17 protein-coding genes are annotated in these 15,987 nt (G+C 54.2%); 7 read left to right on the forward strand and 10 right to left on the reverse strand.

Annotation, left to right across the window (positions count from 1 at the left end; translation table 11 throughout):
* The first annotated feature begins 111 nt into the window (after positions 1-111).
* Entirely contained in the window at positions 112-1,806 is a 1,695-nt protein-coding gene (locus tag FFI90_RS15380; protein WP_144779143.1) for a methyl-accepting chemotaxis protein, read from the forward strand.
* Positions 1,807-1,858: 52 nt separating this feature from the next.
* Here the strand turns inward: FFI90_RS15380 and FFI90_RS15385 are convergent, their stop codons facing one another.
* From FFI90_RS15385 to FFI90_RS15395, 3 genes are all read right to left on the reverse strand, one after another.
* A complete protein-coding gene (locus FFI90_RS15385; protein ID WP_144779545.1) occupies positions 1,859-3,214 on the reverse strand; it encodes a PhoH family protein in 1,356 nt (451 codons plus the stop codon).
* 66 nt (positions 3,215-3,280) lie between these two features.
* Positions 3,281-3,772 (reverse strand): CBS domain-containing protein, encoded by a 492-nt coding sequence (locus FFI90_RS15390; RefSeq protein ID WP_144779145.1) that lies wholly within the window; start codon positions 3,770-3,772, stop codon positions 3,281-3,283.
* Positions 3,773-3,838: 66 nt separating this feature from the next.
* Entirely contained in the window at positions 3,839-4,579 is a 741-nt protein-coding gene (locus FFI90_RS15395; RefSeq protein ID WP_144779147.1) for an START domain-containing protein, read from the reverse strand.
* Between the two features lie 138 nt (positions 4,580-4,717).
* Here FFI90_RS15395 and FFI90_RS15400 point away from each other — a divergent pair, with 138 nt between their 5' ends.
* Positions 4,718-5,725, forward strand: coding sequence for a DUF2804 domain-containing protein (locus tag FFI90_RS15400; protein ID WP_144779149.1), 1,008 nt, complete (start codon positions 4,718-4,720; stop codon positions 5,723-5,725).
* Positions 5,726-5,811: 86 nt separating this feature from the next.
* Here the strand turns inward: FFI90_RS15400 and minE are convergent, their stop codons facing one another.
* From minE to FFI90_RS15425, 5 genes are all read right to left on the reverse strand, one after another.
* Positions 5,812-6,063 carry a cell division topological specificity factor MinE gene (gene minE, locus FFI90_RS15405; RefSeq protein WP_071266111.1) on the reverse strand — a complete coding sequence of 84 codons (252 nt, stop codon included), beginning with the start codon at positions 6,061-6,063 and terminating at the stop codon, positions 5,812-5,814.
* A 3-nt stretch (positions 6,064-6,066) separates the two neighbouring features.
* Positions 6,067-6,879: a septum site-determining protein MinD gene (gene minD, locus FFI90_RS15410; RefSeq protein WP_144779151.1), complete on the reverse strand. Its 813-nt coding sequence runs from the start codon at positions 6,877-6,879 to the stop codon at positions 6,067-6,069.
* Between the two features lie 77 nt (positions 6,880-6,956).
* A complete protein-coding gene (minC, locus tag FFI90_RS15415; RefSeq protein WP_144779153.1) occupies positions 6,957-7,715 on the reverse strand; it encodes a septum site-determining protein MinC in 759 nt (252 codons plus the stop codon).
* Positions 7,712-8,101: a HopJ type III effector protein gene (locus FFI90_RS15420; RefSeq protein WP_144779155.1), complete on the reverse strand. Its 390-nt coding sequence runs from the start codon at positions 8,099-8,101 to the stop codon at positions 7,712-7,714. Before FFI90_RS15420 ends, minC begins: the two co-directional genes overlap by 4 nt.
* Entirely contained in the window at positions 8,101-8,379 is a 279-nt protein-coding gene (locus tag FFI90_RS15425; RefSeq protein ID WP_144779157.1) for a DUF1244 domain-containing protein, read from the reverse strand. The genes FFI90_RS15420 and FFI90_RS15425 overlap by 1 nt, the downstream gene beginning before the upstream one ends.
* 114 nt (positions 8,380-8,493) lie before the next feature.
* Between FFI90_RS15425 and dinB the strand changes: the two genes are divergently transcribed.
* Complete coding sequence (gene dinB / locus FFI90_RS15430) at positions 8,494-9,558, forward strand: DNA polymerase IV (RefSeq protein WP_144779159.1); 1,065 nt, start codon at positions 8,494-8,496, stop codon at positions 9,556-9,558.
* Between the two features lie 2 nt (positions 9,559-9,560).
* Here the strand turns inward: dinB and FFI90_RS15435 are convergent, their stop codons facing one another.
* Positions 9,561-10,133: a phosphatase PAP2 family protein gene (locus tag FFI90_RS15435; RefSeq protein WP_144779161.1), complete on the reverse strand. Its 573-nt coding sequence runs from the start codon at positions 10,131-10,133 to the stop codon at positions 9,561-9,563.
* Positions 10,099-11,316 (reverse strand): glycosyltransferase family 4 protein, encoded by a 1,218-nt coding sequence (locus FFI90_RS15440; RefSeq protein WP_144779163.1) that lies wholly within the window; start codon positions 11,314-11,316, stop codon positions 10,099-10,101. Before FFI90_RS15440 ends, FFI90_RS15435 begins: the two co-directional genes overlap by 35 nt.
* 117 nt (positions 11,317-11,433) lie before the next feature.
* On the opposite strand from FFI90_RS15440, the gene FFI90_RS15445 reads away from it, so the two are divergent.
* The 4 genes from FFI90_RS15445 (at position 11,434) to FFI90_RS15460 (ending at position 15,930) form a co-directional block, all read left to right on the forward strand.
* Positions 11,434-12,471, forward strand: a complete 1,038-nt coding sequence (locus FFI90_RS15445) for an NADP(H)-dependent aldo-keto reductase (protein WP_144779165.1) — start codon at positions 11,434-11,436, stop codon at positions 12,469-12,471.
* A gap of 242 nt (positions 12,472-12,713) precedes the next feature.
* Complete coding sequence (locus FFI90_RS15450; RefSeq protein ID WP_144779167.1) at positions 12,714-13,034, forward strand: hypothetical protein; 321 nt, start codon at positions 12,714-12,716, stop codon at positions 13,032-13,034.
* A 215-nt stretch (positions 13,035-13,249) separates the two neighbouring features.
* The gene (locus tag FFI90_RS15455) at positions 13,250-15,460 is read left to right on the forward strand and encodes an acetyl-CoA hydrolase/transferase C-terminal domain-containing protein (RefSeq protein WP_144779169.1); all 2,211 of its coding nucleotides are present in this window, start codon (positions 13,250-13,252) and stop codon (positions 15,458-15,460) included.
* Positions 15,460-15,930: an FKBP-type peptidyl-prolyl cis-trans isomerase gene (locus tag FFI90_RS15460; RefSeq protein WP_144779171.1), complete on the forward strand. Its 471-nt coding sequence runs from the start codon at positions 15,460-15,462 to the stop codon at positions 15,928-15,930. Before FFI90_RS15455 ends, FFI90_RS15460 begins: the two co-directional genes overlap by 1 nt.
* Positions 15,931-15,987: the final 57 nt, after the last annotated feature.

Below are 15,987 nucleotides of genomic sequence, written 5' to 3' on the forward strand. Positions count from 1 at the left end.
AATACGTAATACTCTTAGTGAAAATTTGTTCGGGTGTTCTTACTATCGCGGGTTCTTTTTCAGGGCCGGAGTTCCGGCCCATTCCCGCAATAGACAGAAGAATCGCCTGACATGAAAAATCTGACCATTCAAACACGGGTGCTGCTTCTGGCCCTGGTGCCTGTAGGTTTACTAACGGTGCTTTTGACCACGTATAACCTGAAGCAGGCCAAAGACATTGGTGATGAAGCGTTGGCCGGGTTTTACTCGGATATGGAGGCGAGCAAGCGCCAGGAACTTAAAAACTATATCGAACTTGCGCGAACCTCAATTAGTCATCTTTATAATCAGCCTGGCTCGGCTAATGATCCCGAGGTTCGAGCGCAGGCATGGGATATCCTGCGTCAGCTACGTTTCGATGACTCCGGCATTCCGGGTTATATCTTCGCCACTGACACCCGTGGCCTGACCGTTATGCATGGCGCAAATCCGGCATTAGAAGGCAAGAACCTCTGGGACGTTCAGGATCCCAACGGTACCTATCTGATCCGCGAACTGGTCAGAGTGGCCCGTAGTGGCGGTGACTATGTTTCCTATGAGTGGCGGAACGAGAGCACAGGTCAGGTTGCAGCGAAGCTTGGTTATGCAGTGATGCTTCCGAAGTGGGATATTATGATTGGTACCGGGTTTTGGGTAGATGGCCTGGAAAAACAGGTCGCTGCCATGGACAAGAAAGTCGGGGAGGCCCTCAGTAGCGCAGTAATCGGTTCAGTAACCACTTCGTTGATCGCATTGGCCATCATCGTGTTTTTAGCCTTGATTGTAGTGCGCAGCATTATCGGGCCACTTAAATCGGCGGTATCTGCCATGAATGACATCGCCAGTGGCGATGGCGACCTGACCCGTCGGTTGGAGGTAGGCGGCAAGGACGAATTGGGCCAGCTCGCGACGGCTTTCAACAGCTTTGCAGACCAGGTGCACGGGTTGGTTGAGCGGGTACTTTCGTCCACTCGCACTCTGAATGAAGCTTCTACGGAGCTGAATCAGATAATGGGGGAGGCAGAGCAGGGAGTAGAACGGCAGAAATCTGAGAGTGATCAGGTCGCGACGGCCATGAACGAGATGACCGCCGCTGCTCAGGAGGTTGCCAATAACGCCAGTGAAGCGTCTGATGCAGCGGACCAAGCCAACGTGCAGGTATGCGATGCTCAGGGGCTGGTACATCAGACCATCGATGTGATCGGTGGCTTGTCCGAGCAGGTTGAAGAGGGCGTTAAAGTTATTGAGAAGCTTGGTGCTGATTCCCGCAAGATCGACAGCGTTCTGGAGGTGATCCGTGAAATAGCTGACCAGACAAACCTGCTTGCCCTGAATGCTGCCATCGAAGCGGCACGCGCCGGCGAAGCGGGTCGGGGCTTTGCGGTTGTGGCAGATGAAGTTCGCACGCTGGCAAGCAGGACCCAAAAGAGCACTCAGGAAATCCAGGAAACCATCGAGCGGCTACAGTCCGGTGCTGGCAACGCAGTGAAGGTGATTGGTTCGATCAGTGAGCGCAGTGAGGCCGCCGTTGCGGAGACGCGCAAGGTGAATGATGCGCTGCAGAGAATCAATCAGGCGGCCGGTACGATCAACGATATGAACACCCAGATTGCCAGTGCCGCCGAGGAGCAGACCAGCGTTTCCGAGACCATCAACCAGAACGTTCACGAGATTGTTGCGATCACGGAGCAGACAGCTCAGGGGACCTATCGGGCAGGCTTGGCAACACAGCGGCTTAAGGCGCTGGCGGCAGATATGTCAGATCAGGTCAGTCGTTACCGGGTGTGAGTGCCAGAGCGTTAAAAGCCGGGGCCTTGACCCCGGCTTTTTTGGCTCTGTATCAGAGGTTGGCTTCCGCAAACTCCGCAAGCAGTGAGCGCGGCACACCTTGCAGGTGAATGTGCCCGCCGTGACCGAAGTTCTTGAAGCGTTCGGTCATGTAGGTCAGGCCAGAGCTCAGAGCACTCAGGTAGGGTGTGTCGATCTGCGCCAGGTTGCCCAGGCAGATCACCTTGGAGCCGTTACCCGCGCGGGTGATGATGGTCTTGATCTGGTGTGGAGTCAGGTTCTGGGACTCATCAATAATGATCAGGCTGTGCTGGAAGCTGCGGCCACGAATGTAGTTCATGGATTTGAAGTGCAGGGGCACCTTGCTGAGAATGTAGTCCACACTGGCGGTCATGTTCTCATCGTCTTCGTGCAGTGCTTCGAGGTTATCCACGATGGCGCCCAGCCAAGGCTCCATTTTTTCAGCCTCGGTGCCGGGCAGAAAACCGATATCCTCATCCAGGCCCTGGGTAGAGCGTGTGGTAATAATCCGCTTGTAAAGCTTGCTGGCAACGGTCATTTCAATGCAGGCCGCCAGCGCCAGAATGGTTTTACCGGAGCCGGCTGAGCCGGTGAGGTTGACCAGGTGGATATCCGGATCAAGCAGCAGGTTCAGGGCCATAGCCTGATAGATATCCCGGGGCACCAAGCCCCAGACCTCTTCGTTCATCAGATCGTGCTGGTGCAAATCCCGGATGACCACCTGAGTGTCGGTGATATTGACTGCTCTGCCGATAAAGCCCTGTTCATCAAGCACAAACTCGTTGATGTTGAGTTTTGCCAACTCGCCTTCGCGTTTGAGGATATGTTCGGTTACCCCCTCGCGCTGCTGGGTTTCCACTTTGGCAATGGTGTCCCAGAAGGAGTTCGGGAACTCGATATAGCCTTTTGGAAGCAGGTCAATGTCATCAACCAACTGGTCGTTTTGGTAGTCCTGGGCCTCGACACCAAAGCCACGGGCTTTCAAGCGCATGTTGATGTCTTTACTGACCAGTATGATATCCCGGGACTTGTGCCGTTCCTGAAGCGCAGCGAGGGTGTTGATGATCTTGTTGTCGTTCAGGTGCTCGGGCAGTGAGTGGTTGCCGGTGTGCTCGGTGCTCATCAATATGGAGAGCGTGCCCAGGGGCTTCGCCATCTTGGCCCGAACGATGGGTACACCTTTTTCAATATCCTTGGGGCTCGCGTCACCAAGTAGCCGGTCGATGGTGCGGATTGCCTGGCGACAATCAGCCGCGACACTCTGCTTACCGGATTTCAGGCCGTCGAGTTCTTCAAGGACGGTCATCGGGATGATGACATCGTGTTCTTCAAAGTTGAGGAGGGCGTTCGGGTCGTGGATCAGGACGTTGGTATCGAGGACGTACATTGTTTTTTGAGCTTTCGGTGCACTTTCCGGTGTTCTGGGCATAGGGGGCGCTACCTCTGTGATGGTTCAGCTGTTACTGGCGCAGCGTTTCGTAAGCTCCTCATTCGAGACGACTTTCAGCATATCATATGTCGTTACAATGCCGGTTATCTTTGCATCCCGGGTGACAAAAATCCGGTGCAGATGCTCGCTCATCATGATGTTGGCAATGTCGCGCACCGGCGTTGTTTCGTCAACCGATAATACGATGGGCGTCATGATATCCCTGACTTCTACCGGCACTTTGCCCATTTCCTCAAAAAGCACCAAGCGTAAACGCCTTGCTTCCTGTTGGTCTTCCACGGTGAGTTCATTGCCGGGCTCGGATCGCTTGGCATTCCAGCGGAATTCTGTGATGTCTTTGAGTGTGGCAATGCCAACAATGTCACCGGATTCATCCGTAACAGGGCTGCCGGTAATTTCGTTGTCGGTGAGAAAGCGGGCCAGGCGATCCATAGTCCAGGATTGCGGTACCGCCTTGATGCTGGGTGTCATTATCTCGCGAGCAAGCACGGTCATCGGATGTTTTCTGCCTTATGAATCTTTTCCCCAGAGCTTAGCGCTTCGCACTCTGCCCGTCACCCCTCAGTTGCCGTCAGGTTGCCTTACATTAACCAGGCGGCCATCTGCGTCATATACCAGGCTGAAGCCCTGATAGCGCTCTTGGGCAGATACCCGTTCCAACGTTTCCATGGACCTCACCGGTATATCAATCAGAAGCGTGTTTACAAGCCATCCCGGCAGTGCGCCGTTCGGGTCTGTGTGTTGTAGCCAGATCATTCGGGTTTTGGTGCCTTCGGGGATAAACCGGTACAGGGTGTCTGAGCGATCAACCCTTATCCGGTTGCTGATTTCTGCCCGTTTGCCGGGGGTGGCGCTCATCTCCATGATGATTTCACCGGCAGACTCGTTACCGCGTGTGCGGATATTCAGAACATAATCACGATCTGTTACCGGCCACGGCATGTCATTAACAGAGTAGGCATAGCGATCATGAAAGCTGTTTTTGCCCACGCCGTAGGATTCGGAGCAGTTCAGCACCCACTCAATACAGGATGCCGGATCCACCATGACAGCCATTATGGCTTCGATGGGGGCGTCGAGCAGAGCCTCTGCTTTGAATGCCTGAAAACTGGAGTCGCTTTGCTCCATGGTGTATACACGAATATCGCCGGTTTCCTTGCGCAGGCTCCATGCCTCGCTGTCTTCGGTCGGCAGTGCCGCGCGGGCGGTGGCAGCTGCTATCGCAGAAACCAGCAGGGCGCAAATCACACCGCTGATGACTGAGGCCCAGCCTTTCAATCCATGGGCTTCGGTCTTTCTCATAAGCTACACTTCCTTGGCGATAAGGAGGCCGAGTCTAACATGAGGCGTTGGGCGTTATGTCTCCTGAACCAGGGGATTGTGAACCAGGTAGCGGCCCGGTGAAGCAGTTCGTAAAATTGGCCCGATCTGACGATAACAATGACCAACACAAAACTGATTGATGCAAAGGGGCGCATCTCACCGGGTGTGCTTGACCGGCCCGTAGATGAAATAAACTATCTGGATTACGACTTGCGAACCGTGATGGATCGCCCGCGTTCGGAGCTGGCCCGGCGGTGGGGCTTCAACCAGTTTCAGTTCGTCAGCGCGACGGGACCTGGGTGGGTGTTTGGCCTGGCTATTGTAGATTTGAAATTGATGGGAAGTGGTTTTTTCTATCTTTACGATTTCGCCTCCAGACAAATGCTGGAACACAGTTTCATGAGCCCGTTGGCGCTGGGCACCCGGATTGAGCCCTATCCAGAACATGGGGCAGCCTCCTTTACTAAAGGTGAGGTTATCATGCGCATTCTGCCTTTTGCCGGGGGCAGGAGTATCTCTGTATCCGCGCCTGGCGGTATCCGCGTGGAGCTAACGCTGAAAGAGGATAATGATCCTCTGCGTCTGCTTTGCCCGGCGGGCTACAACGGTTGGGTGTTTACCCGAAAGTCGGCGGGCCTGCCGGTGGAGGGTGAGGTCCGCTGGGACCATCGCCTCTGGCGGTGTGATGAGACCACCCGTGGTGCAATTGACTGGAGTTGCGGCTTCATGCGCCGTGAAACCGCCTGGAACTGGGCAAGCCTGGCCGGCCGTTTAACGGATGGCCGTTCCATAGGCATTAACCTGGCCGCCGGTGTTAATGAAACCGGCATGACAGAAAATGCGCTCTGGCTGGATGGACAATGCCAGAAGCTCGGTGCTGCCCGGTTTCACTTTGATCGTTATCATCCCGGAGGCGACTGGCATGTGAGCACCGAAGATGGCCGGGTTGATCTGCACTTTGAGCCCGCAGCCGCAAGGAAAGAAAAGCTCAACGCGGGGATTATGGCGTCCAATTTCCGGCAGTATGTTGGTACCTTTAATGGAATCATTACTGATGAGGGAGGCGAAAAGATTGCTATTCAGGGCTTGAAGGGGTTGGCCGAGGACCATTTCGCCCGGTGGTAATGGCCAAGTCTCAGTGAAGGGCACCTGCCTGTACAGAACCGGGCAGGTGCTTTTTTTCATGTCAGGCGGTCTGGCCTGAGCTGGCTTCAGCGTTCCGGCAGCGTTACGTTCAACTCCAGAACGGAGCAACTGCCGTTGCGGTCAACTTCTACCTGGACCATATCATCACTGATCTGGACATATTTGCGGATCACCGCCAACAGTTCCTGCTGCAATTGCGGCAGATAGTCGGGCTGGTCGCGCTGGCCGCGCTCGTGGGCCACAATAATCTGCAGCCGTTCTTTTGCCACATTGGCGGAGCCGGTCTTTTTGCCTCTGAAATAATCGAGGAAACTCATCCGTCAGCCTCCTTTGAACATCCGTGAGAAGAAGCCTTTTTTCTGGTTGGTCATGAAGCGCTGTTCACGCTCCTCACCCAGAAGGCGTGCAACTGCGTCATCGTAAGCCTGGCCGGCATCGCTTTCGGCTTCCAGAATAACCGGCAACCCCTGGTTTGAGGAGTTGAGAACAATCTGGCTTTCCGGGATAACGCCCAGCAACGGAATGGCGAGAATCTCTTCGACATCCCCTACAGAAAGCATTTCGCCCCGCGCAACCCGGTCCGGGTTATAACGGGTCAGTAGCAGATGCTCTTTGACCGGTTCCTGGCCCATTTCAGCGCGCCGGGACTTACTTTGCAGAATGCCAAGAATCCGGTCGGAGTCCCGAACAGAGGAAACTTCCGGGTTGGTTACGACAATGGCTTCATCTGCATAGTACAAAGCCATCATCGCGCCGTGCTCGATACCGGCAGGCGAGTCGCAAATGATGTAGTCGAATGTTTCGGAGAGTTCGTTGATGACTTTCTCAACGCCCTCTTTGGTGAGAGCTTCCTTTTCCTTCGTCTGGGAGGTTGGGAGGATATAGAGCGTATCGACCCGTTTGTCCCGGATTAGCGCCTGGCTCAACGATGCTTCGCCTTGTATGACATTTACGAAGTCATACACTACACGGCGTTCGCAGTTCATGATCAGGTCCAGGTTGCGCAAGCCAACGTCGAAGTCAATCACGACCGTTTTGTGGCCACGTTTGGCAATCCCGGTGCTGATGGAGGCGCTGGTGGTGGTTTTACCGACGCCGCCCTTTCCTGAGGTAACGACAATGATTCTAGCCAAGGTTCAATTCCTGTGTCTCGGTGGATTCGTCGTGTCTGCCGGTTAAACCGGTCAAATTATTAGGCTTGATTCCGGTGTCAGGCCTTATCCAGTGGCGTTACCACCAGCAAGTCGTCCCTGAGCTGAATCTGCACAGCGCTTTTCCAGCCACTATCCTGAAGATCTTCGGAGATTTTATAGTGTCCTGCGATGGACACAAGCTCTGCCTCAAGTGATTGGCAAAAGATTCTTGCAGATTCAGCTCCGTGGATGCCCGCCAAGGCCCTGCCTCGCAGTGGTCCGTAGATGTGAATGTTGCCTGCCGCCAACACTTCTGCGCCCGCCTGGACCGAAGCCAGAATAACCAGATCGCCATCGGGAGCGTGGACTTGCTGGCCTGAGCGAACCGGTTGGCTGATGATTTTGGCTGGCACAACATCCGGCGCAGCCCGAGGTGCGGGTGCTGCAGGTGGCTCTGGTGCTTTTTCAGCTGCGGCGCCAGTGTCATGGGCCCGGTCTCTCTGGCCGGTTCCAGGCATCAGGGCTAAAGCGGCTCCCCGGGCCAACCGTCGCTGATCGTCACTACCTCCGCGAACGCCAATAACATGGATATTGTTACGCCGGCAGGTGCCGATAATTTTGAAGAAATCCAGCTCACTGTCGAGGCCTTCGTACTTTTCCAGGCTGATGATAAGCGGAATATCCCGGAAAAAACCGGGGGCCTGGCTGATCTTGTCCCTCAATGTTTCTTCAAATTCGTCATTATCGAAATAGTAGAGTTCCAGAGCTGTCATGGAAACGCTGGCGCTTCTCAGCTGGAATCCCTGTTTTATCCCGGAGGTGGCGGTGTCACTCATGAGTGGGTCTCTTCCCTGGTGTCTGGCTCGGGTGGTGTTTCGCGTAGGCGCAGCGGTGGGTTTTCAAAACGGATGCCGGACCAGCCTGTACTGATGAACTGTCGGATATTGGCGTGGCTTTCATCGGCGGGGTTGTCCAGAACCTGCTGATAATGCTGCGCAAATAGCTTGAGGGTATCGGCCTCGTTAAGGTTACAGTATTGAGCAATGCCGAACACCTGGCAGGATCCTGTGTTTTCTCCGGCGGCATTGAATCCAGGGCCGTTATGGAAACCCGTAGGCTGATAGGTAAAGTGCCGTTCGATCAAAGCCAGAGTGTCACCAAAATCCGCATGGCCACCGTCCAACGACGCCAGGTGAATACGCAGTGCATCGTTTACGTTCATTATTTGTGGTCCTGCCTGGGACCGGTCTGGTTGGCCGCCTTCCACTCTTCGTAGGGCATGCCATAGATCTCTTCACGGGCGGCGGGATCAGACATCTCAAAGCCCCGCTCACCGGCTTCTGCCCGGTACCATTTGGAAAGGCAGTTGCGACAGAACCCGGCCAGATTCATCAGATCAATATTTTGAACATCGGGGTTGTCGCGCAAATGTCCAACCAGACGACGAAATGCCGCTGCTTCTATTTCGGTGCGTTCAGAATCTGGAATGGGGTTTGTCATGGGGCCTCGTGATGATATCCGGTAGTGATCTTGGAGTTCCTGACATTCTCAGCATCTTACTTTAAGATACAAGGCTGTATAAATGTACAGAAACCCGACGCGAGCGCAGTGATTATGCCTCAACGCAAGATCATCCACGTGGATTGTGACTGCTTTTATGCGGCAGTAGAGATGCGTGACGACCCTACACTGCGAGATGTTCCGCTGGCGGTGGGCGGTGCGGATGGCCGAGGTGTTGTTACCACCTGCAACTACAAGGCCCGTGCGTTTGGTGTGCGCTCTGCTATGCCCGGCAGTGAAGCCCGGCGGCTGTGCCCGGGCCTGATAACTGTGCCAACGGATATTCCCCGTTATCGGGTCGTGTCGCAGCAGATTATGAGCATTCTCCGTGAACTGACGGATATTGTTGAGCCTTTGTCCCTGGATGAAGCCTTTCTGGATGTTTCCGATATTACCGATCACCGTGGCAGCGCCACGCTGATGGCCCGGTACCTGCGGGAGCGGGTTAAAAAGGAAGTGGGGATCACTATTTCTGCGGGCGTGGCCCCCAACAAATTCCTCGCCAAGATTGCCAGCGACTGGAAAAAGCCCGATGGGCTGTTTGTGGTAAAACCTGAGGATATCAACGATTTCGTCCGGGAGCTGAAGGTTGAGAAGCTGTTCGGGGTGGGGCAGGTGACAGCGGCGAAACTGCATGCACTTGGCGCACAAACCTGTGGTGATCTGCAGGCGCTGGGCGTCGAGGTGTTGATCGAACATTTTGGTAAGCAGGGGTATCGGCTGCATGAAATGGCCCATGGCCGGGACGAGCGCCCTGTGGTGGTTTCGCGGATTGCCAAATCCGTGAGTGTAGAACGTACGTTCTCCCAGGATTTGCCCGATATGTCGGCCTGTGAAACCGTGCTGGCATCGCTGGCCGCCGATCTTAACCTCCGGCTTTCTCGCAAAGGGCGGGAGAAGCCTATCCACAAACTGTTTATCAAAATACGGTACAGCGATTTTTCCACGCACACTCTGGAACGCGTGCGGGAAAATATAAAGGAACCGGCTTTTGAGGATTACCTGCCACTTCTGACTGAGCTGGTAACCAATCGCGATCGGCCAGTTCGCCTGCTGGGCCTGGGTGTGCGTTTTCGCAATGATGATGCGCCCGTTACTCAGCTTCGGTTGTTCGATTAAGGTCAGCCGGGAAACAGGGCGAGGAAGTCGCTGAGAAAGTACAAAGTTGACAGATAACCCATCAGGCTTCCGATCAATGCACCAGCTACAACGTCGGTGGGGTAGTGCAGTCCCAGAACAACCCGCGATGCAGCCACGCTCAATGTAAATGGAAGGGTGGCCAGCGCCAGTTTGGGCGTCGTTGTGAATAGCATGCTCTGAAAGCACGCGGCGTGAAGCGTGTGTCCGGAAGGAAAACTATAGCGGTCTAGCGGAGGCGTACCGCAGTTAATGGACGGGAAGGATATAAACGGTCGTTCGCGGATCAGCCAGTGTTTAAGGAGTTTATAGACCAAGGTGCAGGTCAGGCCTGTGAGTGTCATCAGCAGCGCCAATCCAGCGCCAGCGTGGGGTGCGACGAAGGGGGTGGCCAAAATCAAGGCGTACCAGAACCATCCGTCACCCAACCGGCTTACCAACTGGAAATAGCAGAATACCGGCCGGAACCTGACCATTCGATTGATGCTCTGACAGAAGGCGTACTCACGCTGATCTGCCAATTCAAAGAAGCGAGATGCTTTGCCTGTTAATGGCATAATGTTGGGCCTTTGGGCGTTCGTTTAGCACGAGTTGCTCGAATTTTTCGATCTGCGAGTCCCAGCTCAGTTGGAGCGCATCCAGCCGTGCCTGGACGCGAATACGGCTGAGCAGAGTTGGTTGGTTAACCAATCGGAGAGCCCCGCTAATGAATTTCTCATCCATGGCCAGTGGAGCCTTTATGCCGTTTTCTTTGTGGCGGATGTGTTCGCTGGCCGCGGCGTCGTCGTAAGCAACGACGGCGAGACCGCTAGCCATTGCTTCAAGTACGACGTTCCCAAATGTGTCGGTTTTGCTGGGAAACAGGAACAGGTCACCGGATGCATAATGGCGGGCGAGATCCTCGCCACGTTTGATGCCGCAAAAAATATAGTCTGGGTGTTTCGTGGCCAACTGTTTGCGCATCGGGCCATCACCCACCAGTACAAATTTGGCTCGAGGATGCAACTTGCGTATGCGCTCATAACATGCCACTGCCATCCTGAGGTTTTTTTCTGCGGCCAGTCGCCCTACATAAAGCACTGCGCAGCTGTTTTCATCGAGTCCCCAATGTGTGCGCAGCGATTCGTCACGCTTGTTGGGTGTAAAGTAGCTGCAATCCACTCCACGGCTCCAAAGGCCGGTCGGCGTGATGCCCATTTTTGCTGTGACCTGCTGCATTGTCTTTGTGGGAACCAGCGTTATCGCTGTGCGATTGTGGAACCAGCGGCCATAGGCGCAAAGCAACTTTTCCAGAGCCCCGACGCCGTAGTATTGGCTGTACTGGTGAAAGTTGGTGTGGAAGCCAGAGCTGACAGGGATGCCCATTTTTCTTGCCGCAGAGACTGCAGCTATGCCTAAAGGCCCCTGGGTAGCGACATAAACTGCGTCCGGCCGGTTGGTATGCCAGAGCTGCCGGAGTTCGCTGCTTTTGGCTAGGCCGAAACGCAGATCGGCATAGCCGGGCAGGGGCAGACCCGCCACAACATATTCCTGCGAGAACAGCGCTTTATTTGCGCTCAATATCACGCCTTTGCGCTCTTGGCGTTGCCGTGGGCGTACAACGGTGACTTTGTGCCCATGCTGCATTAGCCCTTGGCACAGGTGCTTCAGCGTGTTGGCAACGCCATTGATTTCGGGCGGAAACGTTTCAGAAACGATGGTAATGTGGTGCTTTCGCGGGCTGGCCTGCTTGTTTTTCATCACAACGTTTTCCGGAGTTGCCTTGACATGCCTTCACTATGGGCGTGACGAGTGACAGTTATGCGACGCTCCTGTGACATTCTCTTTACTTATTTAACAATCTGAACCGGAGATGCTATGCAAACCCGAAAGCTCGGCAGTACGGACATAGATGTCACCCTGATCTGCCTTGGCACCATGACTTGGGGCGAGCAGAACACTGAGCAGGATGCTTTTGAACAGTTGGATTACGCCACTGCTGAGGGCGTGAATTTTATCGATACCGCAGAAATGTATCCGGTGCCGCCGCGGGCAGAGACTCAGGGGCTGACCGAAACCTATCTGGGCAACTGGCTGGCCAAACGAGGGCGCCGTGATGATCTGGTAATTGCCTCGAAAGTCGCCGGGCCGGGGAATGGGTTGGGTTATTTGCGCGGTGGTCCGCGACTGACCCGCGATCAGATTGTGAAAGCCTGTGATGCCAGTCTGAAGCGCTTGCAGACCGATTATATTGATCTGTACCAAGTGCATTGGCCGGATAGAAACACCAACTATTTCGGCAAGCTCGGTTATGAGCACGACTCGAAAGAGAAATCCACGCCGATTGAGGAAACTCTGGAAGCGCTCAATGGATTGGTTCAAACAGGAAAGGTTCGGCATATCGGCCTCTCTAACGAGACGCCTTGGGGCACGATGGAGTACCTGCGGCTGGCTGGCGAAAAAGGCTGGCCGCGGATTGCCAGCATCCAGAATCCCTACAATCTGCTGAACCGGTCTTTTGAAGTGGGCATGGCCGAAATAGCACACCGGGAGTATACGGGTCTGCTGGCCTATTCGCCTCTGGCTTTCGGTATGTTGTCTGGCAAATATATGGGCGGAAAATGGCCTGAGAAAGCCCGCCTGACGTTGTTTGAGCGGTTTAGCCGCTATACCAGCGGTGGTGGTGCAGATGCGACTCGCGCCTACGTGGAGCTTGCCCGGCAAAATGGCCTGTCTCCGGTTCAGATGGCTCTGGCTTATGTAAATAGCAGGAGCTTTGTTACCAGTAACATCGTGGGCGCTACTACCATGGAGCAGCTTCGGGAAAACCTTGGCTCGCTCAGTGTGGATCTTAGCCCGGATACACTGGAAGCGATTGAGACCATTCACAAGGAGTTTACTTACCCTTGCCCCTGAACGGTGGGTGTTATTGAACGTTGACCCAGGTTATTGAACCAAAAGGGATGGGCCGCTTCGGACGAGGTGGTCGTTACAGTTCGAAACATTGCGGATTATTTTTTGACAAAAAGAATGCAGTCCGGTGACAAAAAGGCGGCGCAATTGTGTGTGAATTCACATCTTTTCGTCGCCCAGAGGTTAGACTTTGGCCTAAGGTGAAAGTATTATTCCGGTTCAATGAAAAGGTCATCGTAAGTATCATGATTATTCGCATTTTTGTCGCATTGCTTGTTCTCAACGTTACCGCATTTGTGGTTCGCGCTGACGCATCTGAGCGCATGTTTAATGAGCCGAGCGAAATCATGACCGCTGAAGACATTTATGAGCTTCAACAACGTATGGCCGGGGATTTTGATGACGCCGCAGATGCCGTTGCTGAAATCGGCTCTCGCCTGCTAAGCCTCTCACTGGTGCGAACAGATAACAGCGGTAAGCAGTACGCGTCGTCTCCTGTTCAGGCGGACCACGGCGTTGCGCTATTGAATGAAGGTGCCAGCCTGAACCTGAAATGGAACTTCTGATCCCTGCAGCCCGTAATCAGCCTCTGAATATACGGTCTGTTGGCCTTCTCCTCCCGCTCACCCCGAGCAGCCGTCAGTTTTCCTCTTTATTTATCTGATTCTTCAAGCCATAGCTGATTAACGCTCGCAACCATGATCTGATGCATTGTCTGGTTAGATTTGTCATGTGATGATTCACTGATGGCTACACGCTGATTGATCATGAGGATGCGTATATGGCGGTAAGCAGCAAACAACGTTTGAATGACCCGGAGCGTTGCGTGGATGAAGTTATCCAGCGGGTTGGCAAAAAAATCATGTTGGGCCTGCCTCTCGGGCTCGGAAAGCCGATCCGCTTTCTTAATGCGCTTTATCAGAGGGCCAAGGATGACCCGGAGATAAATCTTCACATCTTTACAGCGCTGTCACTTCTGGCTCCCACCGGAAGTTCGTCCCTGGAAAAGCGTTTCATGGGGCCGTTTGCAGAGCGCCTTTACGGTGATATTCCGGATTTGCAGTATGCCCGTGATGTCAGCAATAACTGCCTGCCGCCCAATGTTCAGGTTTCCGAATTTTTCTTCAAAGCTGGTAGTTATCTCAATAACCGTAGCCAGCAGCGTCACTATGTATGCACGAATTACACTCATGCCGCGCGTGACCTGATGGACCTGGGTGTCAATGTGGTGGCTCAGATGGTATCGCCCGGTGAACTGCATGATGCTCCGGGCACGGTCAGCTTCAGCTGCAACCCGGATTTGAGTCTTGATCTGTTGCCAATGCTTCGTGCGCGGGAAGCTGAAGGTAATCCGGTGGCCATCGTGGGCGAAATCAATCGCCAGCTTCCCTGGTTCGGTCGTGATGCTGCCGTGGCCGAAGATGAGTTTGATATGGTGTTTGAACATCAGGCTTCGGAATATCCGCTGTTTTCTGCACCCCAAATGGCCATCAGTCCGGAGGATCACCTGATTGGCTTTTACGCCAGTGCGATGCTCAAGGACGGCGGGACCCTGCAGCTGGGCATCGGCTCTCTCGGAGCAGCTCTGGTGCATAGCGCAATTCTTCGCCACAGCGATAACGATGCCTGGCGGACTATTTTTGATTATCTGAAGGTCGCTGAAAATTTCCCTCTGGTGGAAAAAGAAGGTGGAACCGGAACCTTCGAAAAAGGCCTTTATGGTTGCAGTGAAATGATGGTGGATGGCTTTCTGTATCTTATGCAGGCTGGGGTCGTCCGGCGAGAGGTATATGATCATGCTGATCTGCAAATACTGATCAATAATGGCGAAATTGATGAACAGGTTTCGCTGGCTACATTGGATGTGCTTCGCAGGGAGGGGCTTATTGATTCACCTATGCGGGCCCGGGATGTAGCCTGGCTGACGCGGTACGGGATTCTCCGCGCAACGGTTGAATTCAAGGGCGGCCGACTCCGGATTGGAGAGGATTCACTGGACGCGGACCTGGATGACCCAGGGGCAAGGGAGGCGATTGGCGCTCTGGCCCTCGGTGAGCGTCTTACAGGGGGAGTTGCGATGCACGGCGGGTTCTATGTTGGCCCCCAGCAGTTTTATCAGTCGCTTCGCGAGCTTTCAGATGAAGATCGCAATCGTATCTGCATGACGAGTGTCAATTTTATAAACCACCTTTACGATCATCGCTTTGGCAATCAGCGACTCAAGGCGGCCCAGCGGATACACAGCCGGTTCATCAATACGGCCATGATGTATACCCTGAGTGGCGCGGCGGTTTCCGACGGGCTGGAGGATGGCCGCGTCATCAGCGGTGTCGGTGGTCAGTATAATTTTGTTTCCATGGCCCACGAATTGCCGGAAGCCCGCTCCATTATCGCTTTGCGAAGTACTCGTAAAGCTCAAGGCACAGTGGTTTCGAACATTCTTTTCAATTATGGGCATTGCACGATTCCACGCCATCTTCGGGACGTCGTGATCACCGAGTACGGCATTGCCGATCTGCGCGGGCAGTCAGATGAACAGGTGTATCTGCGTCTGATCCGCATCGCAGATTCCCGTTTTCAGCAGGGTCTGCTCAGACGGGCTCAGAAAGCCGGAAAGGTCGATGTGGCATTCCGGTTGCCTGCGAGCTGGCTGAATAACACTCCGGAGGCCATCGCAAAGCTGTTTTCAGAGGCTGGAGGCAAAGAGTGGTTCCCGGCGTTTCCCTTTGGTCGGGACTTTACTGATCAGGAGCTGGTTCTGGGTAAGGCACTCAAAAAACTGAAGACTGAAACGGCGACTCGCCGTGGTAAACTGTCGGCCCTCCTGCAAGCCATTCGCGCCAAGGATGAACAGGGTCGGTATGCAGAGTTGCTGCAACGAATGAGCCTGCATCAGCCTTCAGGGCTGCGTGAAAAACTGGATCGCGGTCTTGTGATCCACGGTCTGCAAATGACAGAAAATCCATCGGATACAGGAAACTCGAAAGCCTGATGCAAGCTTCTCAAGAAAAACCGGACGTTTTTACCGTTCATTATGTGCTGAAGAACAAGATCGGAGAGTTGGTTGATACCTCCGAGGGCAGTGAGCCGCTGCACTTTCTTTACGGTAGCCCCGATATCATCAAAGGTATCCAGGAGGCCGTGAAAGATCGCAATGCCGGGGACTGTTTGGAGGTGACCGTTCCACCCTCGATGGCCTATGGCGAACACAGGGAAGATCTGGTTCGGAAGATTCCCAAATCCATGTTTGAAGGTGTCGAAAACCTGCAGGTCGGCATGAAATTCCAGACCAATACTGGCGACAATGCACAGATTGTTCAGGTTATGGGAATCGACGGCAATCTCATCCGGGTCGATGCCAATCACCCGTTGGCCGGTTTCACCCTGTATTTTGACCTGGAAGTCATTGAGCGCCGTGAAGCAACCGACGAAGAAATCGCCCAAGGTCGGCCACTTTCCTGAGTGAGCCGGCGTGACCCGGGCAGAGCTCGGCCGGGCTCAGTGTTTGTCACTGCGCGT

The organism is Marinobacter maritimus (assembly GCF_007671675.1).
In the GTDB taxonomy this organism is placed as follows: domain Bacteria; phylum Pseudomonadota; class Gammaproteobacteria; order Pseudomonadales; family Oleiphilaceae; genus Marinobacter; species Marinobacter maritimus.

Coding starts and splice junctions, on each gene's coding strand:
- minE (WP_071266111.1), bottom strand. CDS start 6,063: ATGAGTTTCCTCGATTATTTCAGAGGCAAAAAGACCGGCTCCGCCAAT.
- FFI90_RS15435 (WP_144779161.1), bottom strand. CDS start 10,133: ATGCCATTAACAGGCAAAGCATCTCGCTTCTTTGAATTGGCAGATCAG.
- FFI90_RS15380 (WP_144779143.1), top strand. CDS start 112: ATGAAAAATCTGACCATTCAAACACGGGTGCTGCTTCTGGCCCTGGTG.
- FFI90_RS15460 (WP_144779171.1), top strand. CDS start 15,460: ATGCAAGCTTCTCAAGAAAAACCGGACGTTTTTACCGTTCATTATGTG.
- FFI90_RS15425 (WP_144779157.1), bottom strand. CDS start 8,379: ATGACAAACCCCATTCCAGATTCTGAACGCACCGAAATAGAAGCAGCG.
- dinB (WP_144779159.1), top strand. CDS start 8,494: ATGCCTCAACGCAAGATCATCCACGTGGATTGTGACTGCTTTTATGCG.
- FFI90_RS15395 (WP_144779147.1), bottom strand. CDS start 4,579: ATGAGAAAGACCGAAGCCCATGGATTGAAAGGCTGGGCCTCAGTCATC.
- FFI90_RS15390 (WP_144779145.1), bottom strand. CDS start 3,772: ATGACCGTGCTTGCTCGCGAGATAATGACACCCAGCATCAAGGCGGTA.
- FFI90_RS15455 (WP_144779169.1), top strand. CDS start 13,250: ATGGCGGTAAGCAGCAAACAACGTTTGAATGACCCGGAGCGTTGCGTG.
- FFI90_RS15420 (WP_144779155.1), bottom strand. CDS start 8,101: ATGAACGTAAACGATGCACTGCGTATTCACCTGGCGTCGTTGGACGGT.
- minC (WP_144779153.1), bottom strand. CDS start 7,715: ATGAGTGACACCGCCACCTCCGGGATAAAACAGGGATTCCAGCTGAGA.
- FFI90_RS15400 (WP_144779149.1), top strand. CDS start 4,718: ATGACCAACACAAAACTGATTGATGCAAAGGGGCGCATCTCACCGGGT.
- FFI90_RS15385 (WP_144779545.1), bottom strand. CDS start 3,214: ATGTACGTCCTCGATACCAACGTCCTGATCCACGACCCGAACGCCCTC.
- FFI90_RS15445 (WP_144779165.1), top strand. CDS start 11,434: ATGCAAACCCGAAAGCTCGGCAGTACGGACATAGATGTCACCCTGATC.
- FFI90_RS15450 (WP_144779167.1), top strand. CDS start 12,714: ATGATTATTCGCATTTTTGTCGCATTGCTTGTTCTCAACGTTACCGCA.
- FFI90_RS15440 (WP_144779163.1), bottom strand. CDS start 11,316: ATGAAAAACAAGCAGGCCAGCCCGCGAAAGCACCACATTACCATCGTT.